Annotated in this window: 15 protein-coding genes; 6 read left to right on the top strand and 9 right to left on the bottom strand. The window is 74.0% G+C overall.

The window, feature by feature from the left end:
* Positions 1-1500: a fused MFS/spermidine synthase gene (locus J3P32_RS08970; RefSeq protein WP_210439444.1), complete on the bottom strand. Its 1500-nt coding sequence runs from the start codon at positions 1498-1500 to the stop codon at positions 1-3.
* 63 nt (positions 1501-1563) lie between these two features.
* On the opposite strand from J3P32_RS08970, the gene J3P32_RS08965 reads away from it, so the two are divergent.
* Genes J3P32_RS08965 through J3P32_RS08955 form a run of 3 tightly spaced genes read left to right on the top strand, consistent with a single transcriptional unit; the run spans position 1564 to position 5561 of the window.
* Positions 1564-2223: a TetR/AcrR family transcriptional regulator gene (locus J3P32_RS08965; RefSeq protein WP_210439443.1), complete on the top strand. Its 660-nt coding sequence runs from the start codon at positions 1564-1566 to the stop codon at positions 2221-2223.
* 29 nt (positions 2224-2252) lie between these two features.
* Complete coding sequence (locus J3P32_RS08960; RefSeq protein WP_210439442.1) at positions 2253-4736, top strand: MMPL family transporter; 2484 nt, start codon at positions 2253-2255, stop codon at positions 4734-4736.
* Between the two features lie 54 nt (positions 4737-4790).
* Complete coding sequence (locus tag J3P32_RS08955; protein WP_210440720.1) at positions 4791-5561, top strand: HAD-IIA family hydrolase; 771 nt, start codon at positions 4791-4793, stop codon at positions 5559-5561.
* Between the two features lie 141 nt (positions 5562-5702).
* Here J3P32_RS08955 and chrA read toward each other — a convergent pair whose 3' ends face one another.
* The 3 genes from chrA to J3P32_RS08940 all read right to left on the bottom strand — a co-directional run bounded on the left by chrA (position 5703) and on the right by J3P32_RS08940 (position 8458).
* The gene (gene chrA / locus J3P32_RS08950) at positions 5703-7112 is read right to left on the bottom strand and encodes a chromate efflux transporter (RefSeq protein WP_307807821.1); all 1410 of its coding nucleotides are present in this window, start codon (positions 7110-7112) and stop codon (positions 5703-5705) included.
* A gap of 74 nt (positions 7113-7186) precedes the next feature.
* On the bottom strand, positions 7187-7447 hold the full coding sequence (locus J3P32_RS08945) for a GlsB/YeaQ/YmgE family stress response membrane protein (RefSeq protein WP_210439441.1): 261 nt from the start codon (positions 7445-7447) through the stop codon (positions 7187-7189).
* Positions 7448-7558: 111 nt separating this feature from the next.
* Positions 7559-8458 carry a cation diffusion facilitator family transporter gene (locus J3P32_RS08940; RefSeq protein ID WP_210439440.1) on the bottom strand — a complete coding sequence of 300 codons (900 nt, stop codon included), beginning with the start codon at positions 8456-8458 and terminating at the stop codon, positions 7559-7561.
* Between the two features lie 136 nt (positions 8459-8594).
* On the opposite strand from J3P32_RS08940, the gene J3P32_RS08935 reads away from it, so the two are divergent.
* A complete protein-coding gene (locus J3P32_RS08935; RefSeq protein WP_210439439.1) occupies positions 8595-9203 on the top strand; it encodes a vitamin K epoxide reductase family protein in 609 nt (202 codons plus the stop codon).
* 9 nt (positions 9204-9212) lie between these two features.
* On the opposite strand, the gene J3P32_RS08930 is transcribed toward J3P32_RS08935, so the two are convergent.
* Positions 9213-9545, bottom strand: coding sequence for an ArsR/SmtB family transcription factor (locus J3P32_RS08930; RefSeq protein ID WP_210440718.1), 333 nt, complete (start codon positions 9543-9545; stop codon positions 9213-9215).
* Positions 9546-9610: 65 nt separating this feature from the next.
* On the opposite strand from J3P32_RS08930, the gene J3P32_RS08925 reads away from it, so the two are divergent.
* A complete protein-coding gene (locus tag J3P32_RS08925) occupies positions 9611-10888 on the top strand; it encodes an MFS transporter (protein WP_210439438.1) in 1278 nt (425 codons plus the stop codon).
* A 143-nt stretch (positions 10889-11031) separates the two neighbouring features.
* Here J3P32_RS08925 and J3P32_RS08920 read toward each other — a convergent pair whose 3' ends face one another.
* The 4 genes from J3P32_RS08920 to J3P32_RS08905 are packed head-to-tail and all read right to left on the bottom strand — an operon-like array spanning position 11032 to position 14438.
* Positions 11032-12042: an aldo/keto reductase family protein gene (locus J3P32_RS08920; protein WP_210439437.1), complete on the bottom strand. Its 1011-nt coding sequence runs from the start codon at positions 12040-12042 to the stop codon at positions 11032-11034.
* 33 nt (positions 12043-12075) lie between these two features.
* Entirely contained in the window at positions 12076-12303 is a 228-nt protein-coding gene (locus J3P32_RS08915; protein WP_210439436.1) for a biotin/lipoyl-binding carrier protein, read from the bottom strand.
* A gap of 57 nt (positions 12304-12360) precedes the next feature.
* Entirely contained in the window at positions 12361-13662 is a 1302-nt protein-coding gene (locus tag J3P32_RS08910) for a hypothetical protein (RefSeq protein ID WP_210439435.1), read from the bottom strand.
* An 11-nt stretch (positions 13663-13673) separates the two neighbouring features.
* Positions 13674-14438 carry a carbon-nitrogen hydrolase family protein gene (locus J3P32_RS08905; protein WP_210439434.1) on the bottom strand — a complete coding sequence of 255 codons (765 nt, stop codon included), beginning with the start codon at positions 14436-14438 and terminating at the stop codon, positions 13674-13676.
* 25 nt (positions 14439-14463) lie between these two features.
* On the opposite strand from J3P32_RS08905, the gene mobA reads away from it, so the two are divergent.
* Positions 14464-15054, top strand: coding sequence for a molybdenum cofactor guanylyltransferase (gene mobA / locus J3P32_RS08900; RefSeq protein ID WP_210439433.1), 591 nt, complete (start codon positions 14464-14466; stop codon positions 15052-15054).
* Positions 15055-15094: the final 40 nt, after the last annotated feature.

Below are 15094 nucleotides of genomic sequence, written 5' to 3'. Positions count from 1 at the left end.
TCAGGCGCCGTACGGCGTCAGCAGCTGGTCGACCGGGGCGAAGTCGTCGGTGAGGACCGGCGCGGCACCGGTCCAGGTGTCCAGCTCGTCGCCGGCCAGCGCTCCCCAGCCGAGCCCGCGTGCCGCCATGCGGTCGAGGATCGCGGCGACGTCCACCGGCGAGCGCGACGCCACCACCACGAGGTTGCCGCCGTCCTCGCCGGCCAGCACCCGCGGGTCGGCGAGGAGCGCGACCTCCCCGAACACCTCGGCCGTCGTGCGCACGTAGGCGCGGGCGAAGTGCAGCGGTCCGTGGTCGATGACGTTGGCGACGTAGAGGCCGTCGTCGTCCAGCGCGCGGCCCAGCCCGTCGAGCGCCTCCAGCGTCGCGAGGTGCCACGGCACGCTGACCCCGCCGAACGCGTCGCCGACCACCAGGTCGAGGCTCCGGGCACCGAGGCCGTCGATCGCGAGCCGGCCGTCCTCCACCCGCACGTCAGTACCGGCGGGGAAGTCGTCGCCGAGCAGCCGCTCGTCGGCGGCCACCACGCCGCCGTCGATCTCGGACACCGTGCTGGCCGACCCCGGGCGGGTCGCGGCGACGTACCTCGGCAGCGTCAGCCCGCCGGCGCCGAGGTGGTGGGCGCGGATCGGCTCGCCCGGGGGGTACGCCGTGTCGACGACCGACGCCATCGCCTGGACGTACTCGAACTCCAGGAAGGTCGGGTCCTCGCGGTCGACGTAGGAGTGGCGCAGGCCGTCGAGCACGAGGGTCCGCCCGGTCGGGCGGTCGGGATCGGCGTCGATGGCCAGGCAGTGGTACGTCGTCTCGGTGTCGCAGCCGCTCGGGGCGAGGTTCGCGCCCAGGCCGCCGAGCGCCACGACCGCCCCGAGCAGCAGGTCCCCGCGGCCGCGCCGGCCCGCCGCCTGGACGAGCACCGACGTCGCCAGCAGCAGCACGCCGAGCCCGACGAGGATCGCGCTGACCGGCACGCGGGAGATCAGCACGAATCCGGTGACCACCGTGCCGGCGATCGCCCCGACCGTCCCGATGCCGGACAGGCGGCCCACGACCGACCCGGTCTCGCGCAGGCTGGTGAGCCGCAGCTTGATGACCACCGGGCTCACCGCCGAGAGCAGCGCCCCCGGGACCAGGATGGACAGCGTCGCGGCGAGCATCAGCGCGCCGGGGCCCGTTGCGGCCGAGCCGCGGACCACGACGGGCGTCAGCGCGACCGCGGCCCCGGAGACGCCGAGCAGCGGCGCGAGCAGCGTGCGCGGCGCGACGCGGTCCGCCGTCCAGCCCCCGGCCCAGGTGCCGGCCGCGATGGCCGCCAGCGCGAGCCCGATGACCAGCGTGTTGGTCTCGAGTGTCAGGCCGAAGTACGGCGCCAGCAGCCGGAGCGCGGCCAGCTCGACGACGAGCACCGCGGCGGAGGACCCGAACACGAGAACCGCTGCGGACCAGGCGCCCAGCCCGGCCGGCTCGCGCTCCGCGGCCACCGGCCGCTCCCCTGACATGCCGCAGATCCTCGCACCCCGCAGGAACAGGGCAGTTTTTGCACTGAGTGCAACAATCGACGTGTGCTGCCCCCTCCCGCCCCCGACGGCCGCAGCGCCGTGCGCGAGGAGCACGGCCGCGCGCTCGTCGACGCCGCACGTGCGCTCGCCAGCGAGCGGGGCGCGCGCGGCTTCACCATCGACCAGGTCGCCGCGCTCGCGGGCGTCTCGCGGCGCACCGTCTTCAACCACTTCGGGGGGATTGAGCAGCTCCTCGTCGCCGTGTGCGACCAGGTGCTCGCCGAGGCGACCGCCGACCTCCTCGCGGCGGTGGACCGGCTGACCGGCGACCTCCCCACGGGCACCGCCGGCGGGCGCGCCGCCCTGGACGCCCTCGTCGAGGCCACCCGGGAGGTGGACCTCGCCACGGCGATCGTCACGATCCACCGCGTCCTGGGCGCTCCTGCCGCCGGCGACGAGCGGGCGGCCGCCATCTCGCGGAGGGCGTTCGAGCACGTCGGTGGCCGCCTGCGCGGCCGGTTGCTCGACCGGGCACCGCACCTCGACCCGCTCGACCTCGAGCTGACGCTGACCCTGCTCACCAACGGCCTGACCCTCCTCGCGGGGCACTGGCTCGCGCAACACCCCGACCTGACCGCCGACGTCCCGGCCGTGGCCCGCGCGGACTGGGACCGGCTGGTCGACCGCCTGCTGCACCGGCTCCGCGTCGGGCACGCGGGCTGACCGCTCCCACGAAAGGCACGACTCCCCCCATGGCCGAGCTCCTCTACCGCATCGGACGCTTCGCGGCGCGCCGGCACTGGACCGTCGTCGGCGCCTGGCTCGCCGTGCTGGCGGTCACCGCGGTCACGTACGTGTCGTTCGCGGGGGCGCTGTCGTCGTCGATCTCCCTCCCCGACACCCCCACGACGCGGGTCTCCGAGCAGCTCGCGCGCGACTTCGAGGGCACCGGCGGCGGCAACGGCTCGATCGTCGTCGAGACGACCGACGGCTCCCGCTTCACCGAGGAGCAGGAGGAGGCGCTGGTCGACCTCCTCGACCGGCTGGCGCAGGTCGAGGGGGTCGCCGACGTGAGCGACCCGTTCCGGACCCAGGACCAGGTCGACGAGTCGGCCGCGCGGGTGGCCGAGGGCCAGCAGCAGCTGAGCAAGGGCCTGCAGGAGCTCCGCGACGCCCAGGCACGCATCGACCTGGGTCGCGACGCCCTCGCGCAGCAGCGCGCGCAGGCGCGCGACGCCGGCACCCTGGCCGACGTACGCCGTCAGCTCGCCGCCGCGCAGCGGCAGCTCGACGAGGGGCAGGCCGAGCTCGACGGGCGCCGCGCCGAGGTGGAGGCACAGGCCCCGCGGCTCGAGCAGGCGGCCGTGCTGGCCCGGCTCTCCTCCGGGTTCCGCACGGTCTCCGAGGACGGGTCGGCGGCCGTGGCCAACGTGGTCTTCTCCACGCCGACCAACGAGGTGAGCGAGGAGACGCGGGCCGACGTCGAGGCCGTGGTCGCCGACCCGGGCATCGACGGCGTGCAGCTGCACCCCTCGCAGGAGATCGCGCAGACCGTGCCCTCGATCCTCGGTCCGGGCGAGGTCGCCGGCGTCGTCATCGCCGCCGTCGTGCTGACCGTCATGCTGGGCACCCTCCTGGGAGCTGCGCTGCCGCTGCTGACCGCCCTGCTCGGCGTCGGCGTCGCCTCGCTGGCGTCGCTGTCGTTCTCCGGGCTCGTGGAGTTCGTCTCCGTCACGCCCGTGCTGGGTGTGATGCTCGGTCTCGCCGTCGGCATCGACTACTCGCTGTTCATCATCAACCGCCACCGCCGCCAGCTGAAGCGCGGCGCCGAGGTCCACGAGTCGATCGGGATCGCCAACGGCACGTCGGGCAACGCGGTCGTCTTCGCCGGCGTCACCGTCATCGTCGCGCTGCTGGCGCTCAACGTGACCGGCGTCGGGTTCCTCGGCCTGATGGGCACGGTCGGCGCCGTCGCCGTCCTCGTCGCCATCCTGATGGCCGTCACCCTCACGCCGGCCGTCCTGTCGCTCGTCGGCACGCGGATCCTGCGGCGGCGCGAGCGCGAGCGGCTGGCCGCCGGCGAGCTGGCGCACGACGACACGGCCGGCGAGCGCGACCGGCCGATGGGCACCGGCCGGGCCTGGGCCGTGCTGGCCGTCGGCGTCGTGGCGCTGCTCGCCGTCGCCGCCCCGGCCACGCAGATGCGGCTCGGGCTCCCCGACGGGTCCACGCAGCCGCCCGACTCCCCGGGCTACCTGGCCTACGAGGTGCAGGCCGAGAAGTTCGGTGACGGCTCCAACGGGCAGCTGCTCGTGGTCGCCGACCTGCCTGACGCCATCGGCCAGGACGCCGTCGTCGCCGAGCAGGCGGCGATCGCGGAGGGCATCGGCACGATGTGGTCCGTCGAGGCGGTGGTGCCCATCGGCGCCTCGCGGGACCGCACGGCGCTGGCCTTCCAGGTCATCCCGCACGGCGCGCCCTCCAGCGAGTCGACCCAGGAGCTCGTGCACGCCCTGCGCGAGATGACCCCGCAGACCACCGACGGCGGCCGGGCCACCCTGGGCGTCGCCGGCAACGCCAGCGCCAACATCGACATCTCCGAGCAGCTCTCCGACGTGCTGCCGACCTACCTCGTCCTGGTGGTCGGGCTCTCGCTGCTGATCCTGGTGCTCGTCTTCCGCTCGATCCTGGTGCCGCTGACCGCGACGCTCGGGTTCGTGCTGTCGCTGCTCGCGGCGTTCGGGGGCATCACGGCGATCTTCCAGCTCGGCTTCCTCGCCGACGCCCTCGGGGTGCACGAGCCCGGCCCCGTGCTCAGCTTCCTGCCGATCATCGCGACCGGGATCCTCTTCGGCCTCGCCATGGACTACCAGCTGTTCCTCGTCTCGGGGATGCGCGAGTCGTACGCCCACGGCGCGCCGGCGCGCGTCGCCGTCCAGCACGGGCTGCACGCGGGACGCGCCGTGGTCACCGCGGCGGCCATCATCATGATCTCGGTCTTCGCCGGCTTCGTCTTCTCCCACGACGCGACCATCAAGCCCATCGGCTTCGGCCTGGCCTTCGGGGTCCTGCTCGACGCCTTCGTGGTGCGGATGCTGCTGATCCCGGCGGCGATGCACCTCCTCGGCGAGGCGGCGTGGTGGCTGCCGCGCTGGCTGGACCGGCTGCTGCCGGACGTCGACGTCGAGGGAGCGGGTCTCGAGCGCAGCCACCCGGTGCACGGCCACGCCGACTGACGACACAATGTGCGGGTGAGCGACACCCGCACCGTGACCACCTGGCTGACCGACATGGACGGCGTCCTCGTGCGCGAGGAGGACCCGATCCCCGGCGCCAAGGAGTTCATCGCCGCGCTGCGCGCCCAGGAGGTCCCGTTCCTGGTGCTGACCAACAACTCGATCTTCACCCCGCGCGACCTGCGGGTCCGGCTGCTGCGCAGCAGCGGCATCGACGTGCCCGAGGAGTCGATCTGGACCTCGGCGCTCGCGACCGCGCAGTTCCTCGACGACCAGCGGCCCGGCGGGTCGGCGTACGTCGTCGGGGAGACCGGCCTCACCGCGGCCGTGCACGACATCGGCTACGTCATGACCGACCAGGACCCCGACTACGTCGTGCTCGGGGAGACCCGCACGTACTCGTTCGAGGCGATCACCCGGGCGATCCGCCTGATCAACGACGGCGCCAGGTTCATCGCCACCAACCCCGACCCCAGCGGCCCCAGCGCCCAGGGGATGCTGCCGGCGACCGGGTCGGTCGCCGCGCTGATCAGCACCGCGACCGGGCGTGCGCCGTACTTCATCGGCAAGCCCAACCCGCTGATGATGCGCAGCGCCCTCAACCGCCTCGAGGCGCACTCGGAGACGACGGTGATGATCGGCGACCGGATGGACACCGACATCATCAGCGGGCTCGAGGCCGGGATGCGCACGGTCCTGGTGGCCACCGGCGCGACCGAGCGGCACCAGGTGCAGGACTTCCCCTACCGGCCGACGCGCGTGGTCGACTCGATCGCCGACGTGCTGCCGTTCGTCAGCGAGGGCGTGCTCCCCGAGGAGGCCTGAGACGTCAGAGGATGAAGATCGCCACGATGACGACGGTCACGAGCAGCGAGACGAGCACGGAGCCGGCACAGCCGAGGCGGTTGCTGAAGAAGAGGAACACCCGCTCCCGTACCCACGGCGCCCGGCGCCATCCGCGCCGGGTCAGGCGGCCAGCGCGAGGCCCAGCACGATCCCGGCGAGCGCGCACGCGCCGAGCGTGCGGAGCACCGACCACTTCCGCCAGAAGACGAGGGCGCAGCCCAGGGCCGTGATGGCGAGGGAGGGCACGTCGAGGGAGCCGAGCACCGGGTACTCGAGGTCCAGCGGACCCGCCGCCAGCCGGGACGTGTCGTCGAAGAGGGTGTGCAGCGCGAAGAACAGCGCCAGGCTCGCGATCACGCCGACGACGGCCGCCGTGATGCCCGCGAGCGCGGCGGCGAGGCCGCGGTTGCCGCGCAGGCGCTCGACGTACGGCGCCCCGAGCAGGATGAAGAGGAAGCACGGGACGAACGTCACCCAGGTCGTCAGCAGCGCCGCCACCACGGCGGCGACCCACGGGTCGAGGTCGCCGGGGGCGCGATAGGCACCCACGAACGCGACGAACTGGACCACCATGATCAGCGGGCCGGGGGTCGTCTCGGCGAGCGCCAGGCCGCGCACCATCTCCCCGGGCGCCAGCCAGCCGTAGACCTCGACCGCCTGCTGCGCGACGTAGGCCAGCACGGCGTAGGCGCCGCCGAAGGTGACGAGCGCGGCACCGGAGAAGAACACGCCCTGGTCGACGAAGATGCTCGAGCGCCCGAACAGCAGAGCAGCGACCGCGACGGGCACGAACCACGCGAGAAGGCCCACGACGAGCGTGGTGGCCGCCCGGCGCCCCGACGGCCGCTCGGTGTGCAGCTGGTCGTCGCTGATGAGCGGCGGCGGGCCGGCGTCGGCGGCCACCTTCGGCGGCGCGGTCAACGTCGGGATGCGCCGGGCGAGCACCCAGCCGATGAGCGCGGCCGCGAGCACGACGGCCGGGAACGGGACGCCGAACGCGGTCAGCGCGACGAAGGAGGCGACGGCCAGCGCCACGAGGGCCGGGTGGCCCAGCCCCTTGCGGCCCACCCGGACCACCGCCTGCACCACGATGGCGATCACGGCGGGCGCCAGCCCCAGGAACAGGGACTCGACGAGGGTGGTGTCGCCGAAGGCGACGTAGACCCCGGAGAGCACCAGCAGCGCCACGACGCCCGGGAGGACGAAGAGGACGCCCGCGATCAGCGCGCCCCTCACGCCGTTGAGCAGCCACCCGACGTACGTCGCGAGCTGCTGCGCCTCCGGCCCGGGCAGCAGCGTGCAGTAGGAGAGGGCGAAGAGGAACCGCTGCTGCCCGATCCAGCGCTTCTCGTCGACGAGCATGCGCTGCATGACCGCGATCTGTCCGGCCGGCCCGCCGAAGGTCTGCAGCGAGATGGCGAACCAGGCGCGGGTCGCCTCGCGCAGGGGGATGACGTCGCGGGGGCGACGCGCGGGTCCGGCGGAGTCCGGGGCGGTCACGGGGCTCGACGGGCCGGTCGCTGGGTCCACGGGTGCATGGAACCGCCAGCAGCACCCGAAGTCAAGTCAGTCACTCGACTTACGGCTGCTCTGGCGCGAGTCCGTCAGACGGTGCTCTTGTTCTTGCCGGCGACCGACTCAGCGACGCCGATCAGCAGCACGGCGGCGATGACGGCCAGCACGAAGCCGATGACGTTGAGCTCCCAGATGCTGCCGGTGCCGAAGAACTGCGCGATCACGCCGCCGATCAGGGAGCCGACGAGGCCCAGGCCGAGCGTGGCGAGGATGCCGAGGTTCTGCTTGCCGGGCTTGATGAGCCGGGCCAGCGCTCCGATGATGAGGCCGGCGACGAGGAATCCGATCATGTCCTGCTCCTGTGGCTCGAGGGTCGGAGCGGGTGGGCTCCGTGCTGCGAGCATAGACATCGCCGTCCGGCTCGCTGGCCGCCGACCCCCGGCCCGGCTACCCCCGCCCGCTCACCAGGTCGCGGCGTGGCACTCCCGGGCGGGATTGGCCTCGACCTGCAGGGTCGCGTGGTCGATCCCGTGGCCCTCACGGAGCGCCGACTGCGCCGCGCCGAGGACGACCTGGGGGTCGGCACCCACGCAGACGACGAGGTGCGCGGTCGCGACGTCCATCCCCGACGTCAGCGTCCAGACGTGGAGGTCGTGCACCTCGGCGACCCCCGGAACGCGCTCGAGGTCGTCGACCACGGCGTCGAGGTCGACGCCCCGCGGCGCGTGCTGGGCGAGCACGGCGAGCACCTCCCGGCCGAGCAGGAGCGCCCGCACCGCGACGAAGACCCCGATCGCCAGCGCGACGGCCGTGTCCCACCGGCCCGAGCCGGTGAGGGCGACGAGCAGGCCGGCCAGGAGCACCCCGATGCTGCCCACGGCGTCGGCGAGGACCTCGAGGTAGGCGCCCCTGACGTTGAGGGACTCGCGCGCGCCGCCGCGCAGCAGCACCAGGCACGCGAGGTTGACCACCAGTCCGAGCCCGCCCACCAGTAGCAGCGGGCCGGAGGCGACCTCGACGGCCCGGCCGGCGCGGTGGACGGCCTCGGCGACGACGTACGCCGACACGCCGAGCATGACGAGGACGGTCAGGCCGGAGGCGAGGACCTCGGCACGGTACGACCCGTAGGTCCGGCGGCCCGTGCCGTCGGGACGCGTCGCGATCGTCGTCGCGAGCAGCGCGGCGCCGAGGGCGACCACGTCGGCCGCCATGTGGCCCGCGTCGGAGACGAGCGCCAGCGAGCCCGTGGCAAGGCCGACGGCGAGCTCGACGCCGAAGAAGGCCGCGACGAGCGCGAACGCGACGGCCAGGCGCCAGCGGTGACGGCCGCCGGCGTGGTCGTGCCCGTGTCCGGCGCCCATGTCCCCTCCATCGTCGACGATCCGTGTCATCGCCGTACGACGATGCTAGCCGGTGGAGCCGGTGTCGTCCACCTTGCCGCCATCGCGCAGGATGTACCCGACTGCCGCCCCTACGCCCCAGGAGGACGCCCACCCCATGAGCCAGCCCGTCGCCGACGTGCCGCAGGAGCGTGGCCTCGCCATCGGCCTGGTCCTGGGTGGACTCGTCGGCCTCCTCGCGGCGGCCGTCCTGCTCGTCGAGCGCATCCGGCTGGCCGAGGACAGCAGCTACGTGCCCACCTGCAGCATCAACCCGGTGCTCAGCTGCGGCAACGTGATGGAGTCCGCACAGGCCGCCCTGCTCGGCTTCCCGAACCCGATCCTCGGCGTCGCCGGCTTCCCCGTCGTCGTCGCCACCGGCGCCGCCCTGCTCGCGGGTGCCCGCCTGGCCCGCTGGTACTGGCTCGGCCTGCAGGCGGGCGTGACCGCGGCGTTCGCCCTGATCTGCTGGCTGGTCTTCCAGAGCATCTACCGCATCGGCGCGCTGTGCCCGTACTGCATGGTCGTGTGGGTGGTGGTGATCCCGATGTTCGTCTACGTCACGGTGCGCAACCTCACGACCGGCGTGCTGGGCGACGCGGCCGCCGGGAGCCGCCTCGTCACCGGGCTGCGGGAGTGGCGGGCACCGCTGCTCTTCGGCGCCTACATGGTCGTCGTGCTGCTGGTGCTCGAGCGCTTCTGGTCCTACTGGTCGACGCTGGTCTGACCCGGCGGGTCAGCGGTGCCGCTCCTCGTAGTGGTGCCCGCCCTGCACGGTGGTCAGCGCCAGCAGGCGCTCGGCCGCCGCGACGACCGCCAGCGCCTCCTCGCGGTGGTTGAGCGACCACATCGAGGCCCGGCCCTCCGGGCGGGAGCTCACCAGGCCGCAGTCGCGGAGGCAGGCGAGGTGCTGCGAGACGGTGCTCTGCGCCAGGCCGAGGTGGGCGGTCAGGTCGACCACCCGGTGCTCGCCGAGGGCGAGGTGTCGCACGATGAGCAGCCGTGACGGGTCGGACAGCGCGTGGAACAGCGCCGCCTCGGCCGTCAGCCCCGTCGCGTCCGCTTCCATCGCCACACAACGATGCTAGGCCATGCGCGCGCCGGCGACGCGCGGTCGCCACCTACCCTGCCGACGTGGAGAGGCGACTGCTGGCGGACACCCGTCCCCTGGCCAACCCCCACTTCAAGCGGCTCTGGCTCGCGAACATCGTCACGGTGATCGGCGCCCAGCTCACCGTCGTGGCGGTGCCCGCGCAGATCTACGCGATGACCGGCTCGTCGGCGTACGTCGGCCTCACCGGGGTGTTCGGCCTCGTGCCGCTCGTGGTGTTCGGGCTGTGGGGCGGGGCGCTGGCCGACGCCTTCGACCGGCGCACGCTCCTGCTGATCACCACCACCGGCCTCATCGCGACCAGCGCGTGCTTCTGGCTGCAGGCGGCGTTCGGCGGGGAGGACGTGTGGCTCCTGCTCGGGCTGTTCGCGGTGCAGCAGGCCTTCTTCGCCGTCAACCAGCCCACCCGCTCGGCGCTGCTGCCGCGGCTGCTGAACGACGACCTGCTCCCCGCCGCGAACTCGCTCAACACCACCGTCATGCAGGCCGGGGGCATCGCCGGCCCGCTCGTCGGCGGGGCGCTGATCCCGCTGATCGGCTACTCCTGGCTCTACCTGCTCGACACGATCACCCTCTTCGCGACCCTCGGCGCCGTCGTGCGGCTGCCGCCGATGCCGGTCGTCGGCGTCACCGTGGCGCCCGGCCTCCGGGCCGTCGTCGACGGCTTCCGCTACCTCCGCACGCAACCGGTGCTGATGATGTCATTCGTCGTCGACATCATCGCGATGGTCTTCGGGATGCCGCGCGCGCTGTTCCCCGAGATGGCGCACCTCGACTTCGGCGGGCCGAGCGAGGGCGGCCTCGCGTTCGCGCTGCTGTTCGCCGCGATCCCGGCGGGCGCCGTCGTCGGCGGCGTCCTGTCGGGATGGGTCTCGCACGTGGAGCGGCAGGGCCTGGCGGTGATCGTCGCGATCGTGGTGTGGGGTCTGGCGATGACGGGCTTCGGGGTCGCGGCGATGCTGGCCCCGCACGCGCCCGCGGCGATGCTCGGCGTCGCCGTCCTCATGCTGGCCGTCGGCGGTGCCGCCGACATGGCGTCCTCGGCGTTCCGCATGTCGATGCTGCAGTCCGCCGCGGCAGACGAGGTCCGGGGCCGGCTGCAGGGGATCTTCATCGTCGTGGTCGCCGGCGGGCCGCGGGTCGCCGACGTGGCCCACGGCGCGACCGCGGCCGCGACCGGAGCAGCCGTCGCGGCGGCGGGCGGCGGCGTGCTCGTCGTCGTCCTCACCGTGGTCGCCGCGCTGGCGGTGCCGGCGTTCGTGCGCTACCGCGTCACGACGCGCACCCGTCGGCTCGGGTAACGCCCCCGAACCGGCACTCCCGCCCCCACTGGTGGGGGCGGGAGCGCATGCGTCGGGGCGTTACCCGCGCGGGGCGGGGCGGGGGCGGGCACGGGGGAAGCGGGCGGGGGAAGCGCGGGCAGGCGCGGGACCCCCGGCGTACGTCAGGCCACGCGCGCCTTCGGGGCACCCTCGGCCGTCTTGGCCGGGTCGCGTACGACGACGGCGCCGAGGGCGTCGTCGATGCGCTGCATGACGTCGGCGTCGAGCCTCACCCCGGCGGCCTTGACGTTGTCGGCGACCTGCTCGGGGCGCGAGGCGCCGACGATCGCGGCGGCGACGTTGTCGTTCTGCAGCACCCAGGCGATGGCCAGCTGCGCCATGGTGAGGCCGCAGTCGGCGGCGATCGGCTCCAGGCCCTGCACGGCGGTGAGGGTCTCGTCCTTCATGAAGCGCGAGATCATGTCGGCGCCGCCCTTGGTGTCGGTGGCGCGCGAGCCCTCCGGCGGCGCCTGGCCGGGCTTGTACTTGCCCGTCAGCACGCCCTGCGCGATCGGGCTCCACACGATCTGGGAGACGCCCAGCTCGCGGGAGGTCGGCACGACCTCCTCCTCGATGACGCGCCACAGCATCGAGTACTGCGGCTGGCTGGAGATCAGCTGGAAGCCGAGCTCCTTCGACAGCTCGACGCCGGCGCCAATCTGGTCGGCGGTCCACTCGCTGACGCCGATGTAGAGGGCCTTGCCCTGGCGAACGATGTCGGCGAAGGCCTGCATCGTCTCCTCGAGCGGCGTCTCGGTGTCGTAGCGGTGGGCCTGGTAGAGGTCGACGTAGTCGGTCTGCAGCCGCTGCAGCGAGCCGTTGATCGACTCCATGATGTGCTTGCGGGACAGGCCGGTGTCGTTCTTGCCCTTCGGTCCGGTGGGCCAGTAGACCTTGGTGAAGATCTCCAGCGACTCGCGCCGCTCGCCCTTCAGCGCCTCGCCGAGCACGGTCTCCGCCGCGGTGTTGGCGTACACGTCCGCGGTGTCGAAGGTGGAGATCCCCTCGTCGAGCGCGGCGCGCACGCACTGCGTCGCGACGTCGTTCTCGACCTGGGAGCCGTGGGTCAGCCAGTTGCCGTAGGTGATCTCAGAGATCTTCAGTCCGCTGTTGCCGAGGTATCGAAACTCCATGCCACGACCCTAGTGGGGCTGCGAAGCAGCGCCTCAGTCGAGCACGACCAGGACGTCGCCGTCCTGGACGACGTCGCCCACGGTCACCTTGATCGCGGTCACCGTGCCGCCCCGCTCGGCGAGCATGGGGATCTCCATCTTCATCGACTCCAGCAGCACGACGGTGTCGCCGGCCTCGACGCGATCACCCTCGGCGACCTCGATGGTCAGGACGTTGGCGACCAGCTCGGAGACGATCTCGAGCGACGTGGTGCGGGCCATGCGGTCGACGCTAGCGGTTACCCGGGCGTAGCCGCTGATCGCGGGAGCGCCCGCCGGTCAGAGCTCGGCGAAGCGTCGTGGCTCGGGCCGGTGCGGGCCGGCCTCCTCGGCGCGACGCCCGCGACGGCCCTTCGGCCCGGTGAGCGCGAGGTCGGCGCGGATGACGACGTAACCGATCACGAGGCCGAGGACGAGGGAGTACGCCGCGCGCAGGCCGGCCTGGGCGTAGCTGCTCTCGGGCGACACCAGCCCGGTGGCGAGCGGCACCGTCGCCGCGACGCCGAACGCGCACACCCACCAGCCCTGGCGCCGGCGGGCGCGCACGTGGGTGCCCCACACCAGCGCGGGAATGCCGAGCAGGACGACGAGCGGCCGCGGGAACGCCCCGATGCGCTCGGAGGTCCAGTCGGCGAAGTCGAGCACCGACGACACGAAGGCCTGGGCGCCGTAGCGCCGCAGCAGCTCGGCGTAGGCAAGGGTGGCGAGCAGGACCCCGAGGCCGACGGCGACGACGACGATGCCGCGGCGGCCGAGGCCGTGGAGGCCGGCGCCGAGCCGCCACACGATGGCCAGCGCCAGGACGAGCGCGAGCAGCAGCGCCACGATCTCGAAGCGCTCGGTCGCGACGGTCGGCTCGAAGCCCACGGCGGCGAACGCCGTGACGGCCGCGACCAGGCTGGCGACCAGGGCCTCGCGCACGGCCTTGAGACCGGTGACGGCGGGGACCGTCACCATGACGGCGTACACGCTGCCCACGACGCACGTCATCACCGCGGCCCCGGTGGGCAGGACGCGCCCGCCCACGAGGAGGCTCGCAGCGCCGAGGACGAGGGCGAGGCCCGCCGAGACGAGCGCGCGGCCGGCGGTGCGGGTGGCGAGCAGCCACGACAGGGCGGTGACGACGGCGACCGAGCCGGCGCCGTCGAGCCACTCGGGGGCAGGGGGGAGGCCGGTGGGGGCCCGGTCGCCCAGGACACCGGTGAGCGCCGACCAGGCGAGGGCGAGCGCGCCGAGCAGCAGCACCCCGAACCAGGCGACCAGCACGGAGCGGCGGGGCCCGTCGGAGGCGCCGTCGGAGGCGCCGTCAGAGGCGCTGTCGGAGGGGCGGTCGGCGGGCCGGTGGGCCGGCTCGACGGCGGGCGGGGCGACCGGGGCGGGCGGGGCTACTTGGGTCGGCTCGCGGCCGGCGGCCGGGTCGGGGGCGGCGGGCTGCGGAGTCGCCGCGGGTGCGGCCGGCTCCGTCACGCGGGCGGGGCCGGGCTCCGACCTCCGCCTCCGGCGCAGCCGCGAGGGCGGGCGCTCCGCAGCCCGCTTGCCGCGGGAGGACCCGCGCGCGCTGTCGGAGGTGGGGGAAGGCACGTCGGACGAGGTTACAGCCGGCGGTTGGCCAGCGACGGATTGGTGCGGCGGGCCCCGTCGAGGTCGGCACGGTCGAGGACGACCTCGAGCGTCTCCTCCCCACCGCTGGCCTCGGCGAGCGTGTCGCCGAGGGGTCCGTAGACCGCGGAGTGCCCGCTGTAGCGCGGCTCCGGCTGGCCGGCGCCGACCACGAAGCAGGTGTTCTCGATGGCGCGCGCGGCGAGCAGCGTCCGCCAGTGGGTGACCTTGCGCTCGCCCGGCAGCCAGGCGGCCGGCACGACGAGCACCTCGGCGCCCGCGTCGACCAGCCGACGGCCCAGCTCGGGGAACCGCAGGTCGTAGCAGGTCATGAGGCCGACCCGCCATCCCGCGACCTCGACGACGACCGGCTCGAGCGGCCCGCCGGTGAGCCGGTCGGACTCGCGGTAGCCGAAGGAGTCGTAGAGGTGGATCTTGCGGTACGCCGCGCTGGCCGCGCCGGCGACCACGAGGGTGTTGTAGGGCCGGGCCGGGTCGTCGGCGGCCTCGAACATCCCGGCCACCACGGTGCACGACGCCGCCTCCGCCGCCTGCTGGAGGCCCTGCACGAACCGGCCGTCGAGCGGCTCGGCGTACGCGCTCACGTCGGAGCCGGCCTCTCCGAAGTCGCGCGCGAACGCCTCGGGGAGGACGACGAGGTCGGCACCGGGCGCCAGGTCCGTGAGGCGGGCGCGGTTCGCGGCGGGGTCGAGCCCGCTCGCCCACTGGTGGACGCGGACCCGCAGCTGGTCGGCCATGACCCCAGCGTAGGAGGATGTGGGGATGGACCTCGACCCCGGCGCCGGCGGCTTCTGCGGCGTCGTCCTCGCCGGCGGGACCGCCGCGCGGATGGACGGGATCGACAAGGCGGGCATCGAGCTGGCCGGCCGGACGCTGCTGTCGTACGCCGTGGACGCGTTCCTCGATGCCGAGGAGGTCGTGGTCGTCGGGCCGCCGGGCGCCCGGACCGAGCGGCCGGTGACGACGGTGCGGGAGGACCCGCCGCGCGGGGGCCCGGTCGCCGGACTGCTCACCGGCGTGGACGCCCTGCTGCGCCGGCCGCGGCTCGTCGGGGTGCTCGCGGTCGACATGCCGCGGGTCACGCCCGCGACGATGCGGCGGCTGCGCGACGCCGCGGCCGGGCGCGACGGCGCGTTCCTCGTCGACGACACGGGCCGGCGGCAGCTCGCGGGGGTCCTGGACGCGGCACGGCTCGACGCGGTGCGCCCCGACCTCGAGGGCCAGCACGGGATGGCGCTGCACCGGCTGCTCGCGCCGCTCGACCTCGCGCAGGTGGCCGCGGTCGGCGACGAGGCGGCCGACATCGACTCGTGGGCGGACCTGCGCGACCTCGGCTCGCGGACGGGTCGCTAGCGGACAGGGTCCGTCCGAGGTGGGCGAGCGTCCTGCTGCG

The sequence above is a fragment of the Nocardioides xinjiangensis genome, from assembly GCF_017916385.1.
Lineage (GTDB): Bacteria > Actinomycetota > Actinomycetes > Propionibacteriales > Nocardioidaceae > Nocardioides > Nocardioides xinjiangensis.
This window is presented reverse-complemented; position numbering and strand designations above follow the sequence as displayed.

Coding starts and splice junctions, on each gene's coding strand:
- J3P32_RS08970 (WP_210439444.1), bottom strand. CDS start 1,500: ATGTCAGGGGAGCGGCCGGTGGCCGCGGAGCGCGAGCCGGCCGGGCTG.
- J3P32_RS08960 (WP_210439442.1), top strand. CDS start 2,253: ATGGCCGAGCTCCTCTACCGCATCGGACGCTTCGCGGCGCGCCGGCAC.
- J3P32_RS08955 (WP_210440720.1), top strand. CDS start 4,791: ATGGACGGCGTCCTCGTGCGCGAGGAGGACCCGATCCCCGGCGCCAAG.
- J3P32_RS08945 (WP_210439441.1), bottom strand. CDS start 7,447: ATGATCGGATTCCTCGTCGCCGGCCTCATCATCGGAGCGCTGGCCCGG.
- J3P32_RS08940 (WP_210439440.1), bottom strand. CDS start 8,458: ATGGGCGCCGGACACGGGCACGACCACGCCGGCGGCCGTCACCGCTGG.
- J3P32_RS08935 (WP_210439439.1), top strand. CDS start 8,595: ATGAGCCAGCCCGTCGCCGACGTGCCGCAGGAGCGTGGCCTCGCCATC.
- J3P32_RS08930 (WP_210440718.1), bottom strand. CDS start 9,545: ATGGAAGCGGACGCGACGGGGCTGACGGCCGAGGCGGCGCTGTTCCAC.
- J3P32_RS08920 (WP_210439437.1), bottom strand. CDS start 12,042: ATGGAGTTTCGATACCTCGGCAACAGCGGACTGAAGATCTCTGAGATC.
- J3P32_RS08915 (WP_210439436.1), bottom strand. CDS start 12,303: ATGGCCCGCACCACGTCGCTCGAGATCGTCTCCGAGCTGGTCGCCAAC.
- J3P32_RS08905 (WP_210439434.1), bottom strand. CDS start 14,438: ATGGCCGACCAGCTGCGGGTCCGCGTCCACCAGTGGGCGAGCGGGCTC.
- mobA (WP_210439433.1), top strand. CDS start 14,464: ATGGACCTCGACCCCGGCGCCGGCGGCTTCTGCGGCGTCGTCCTCGCC.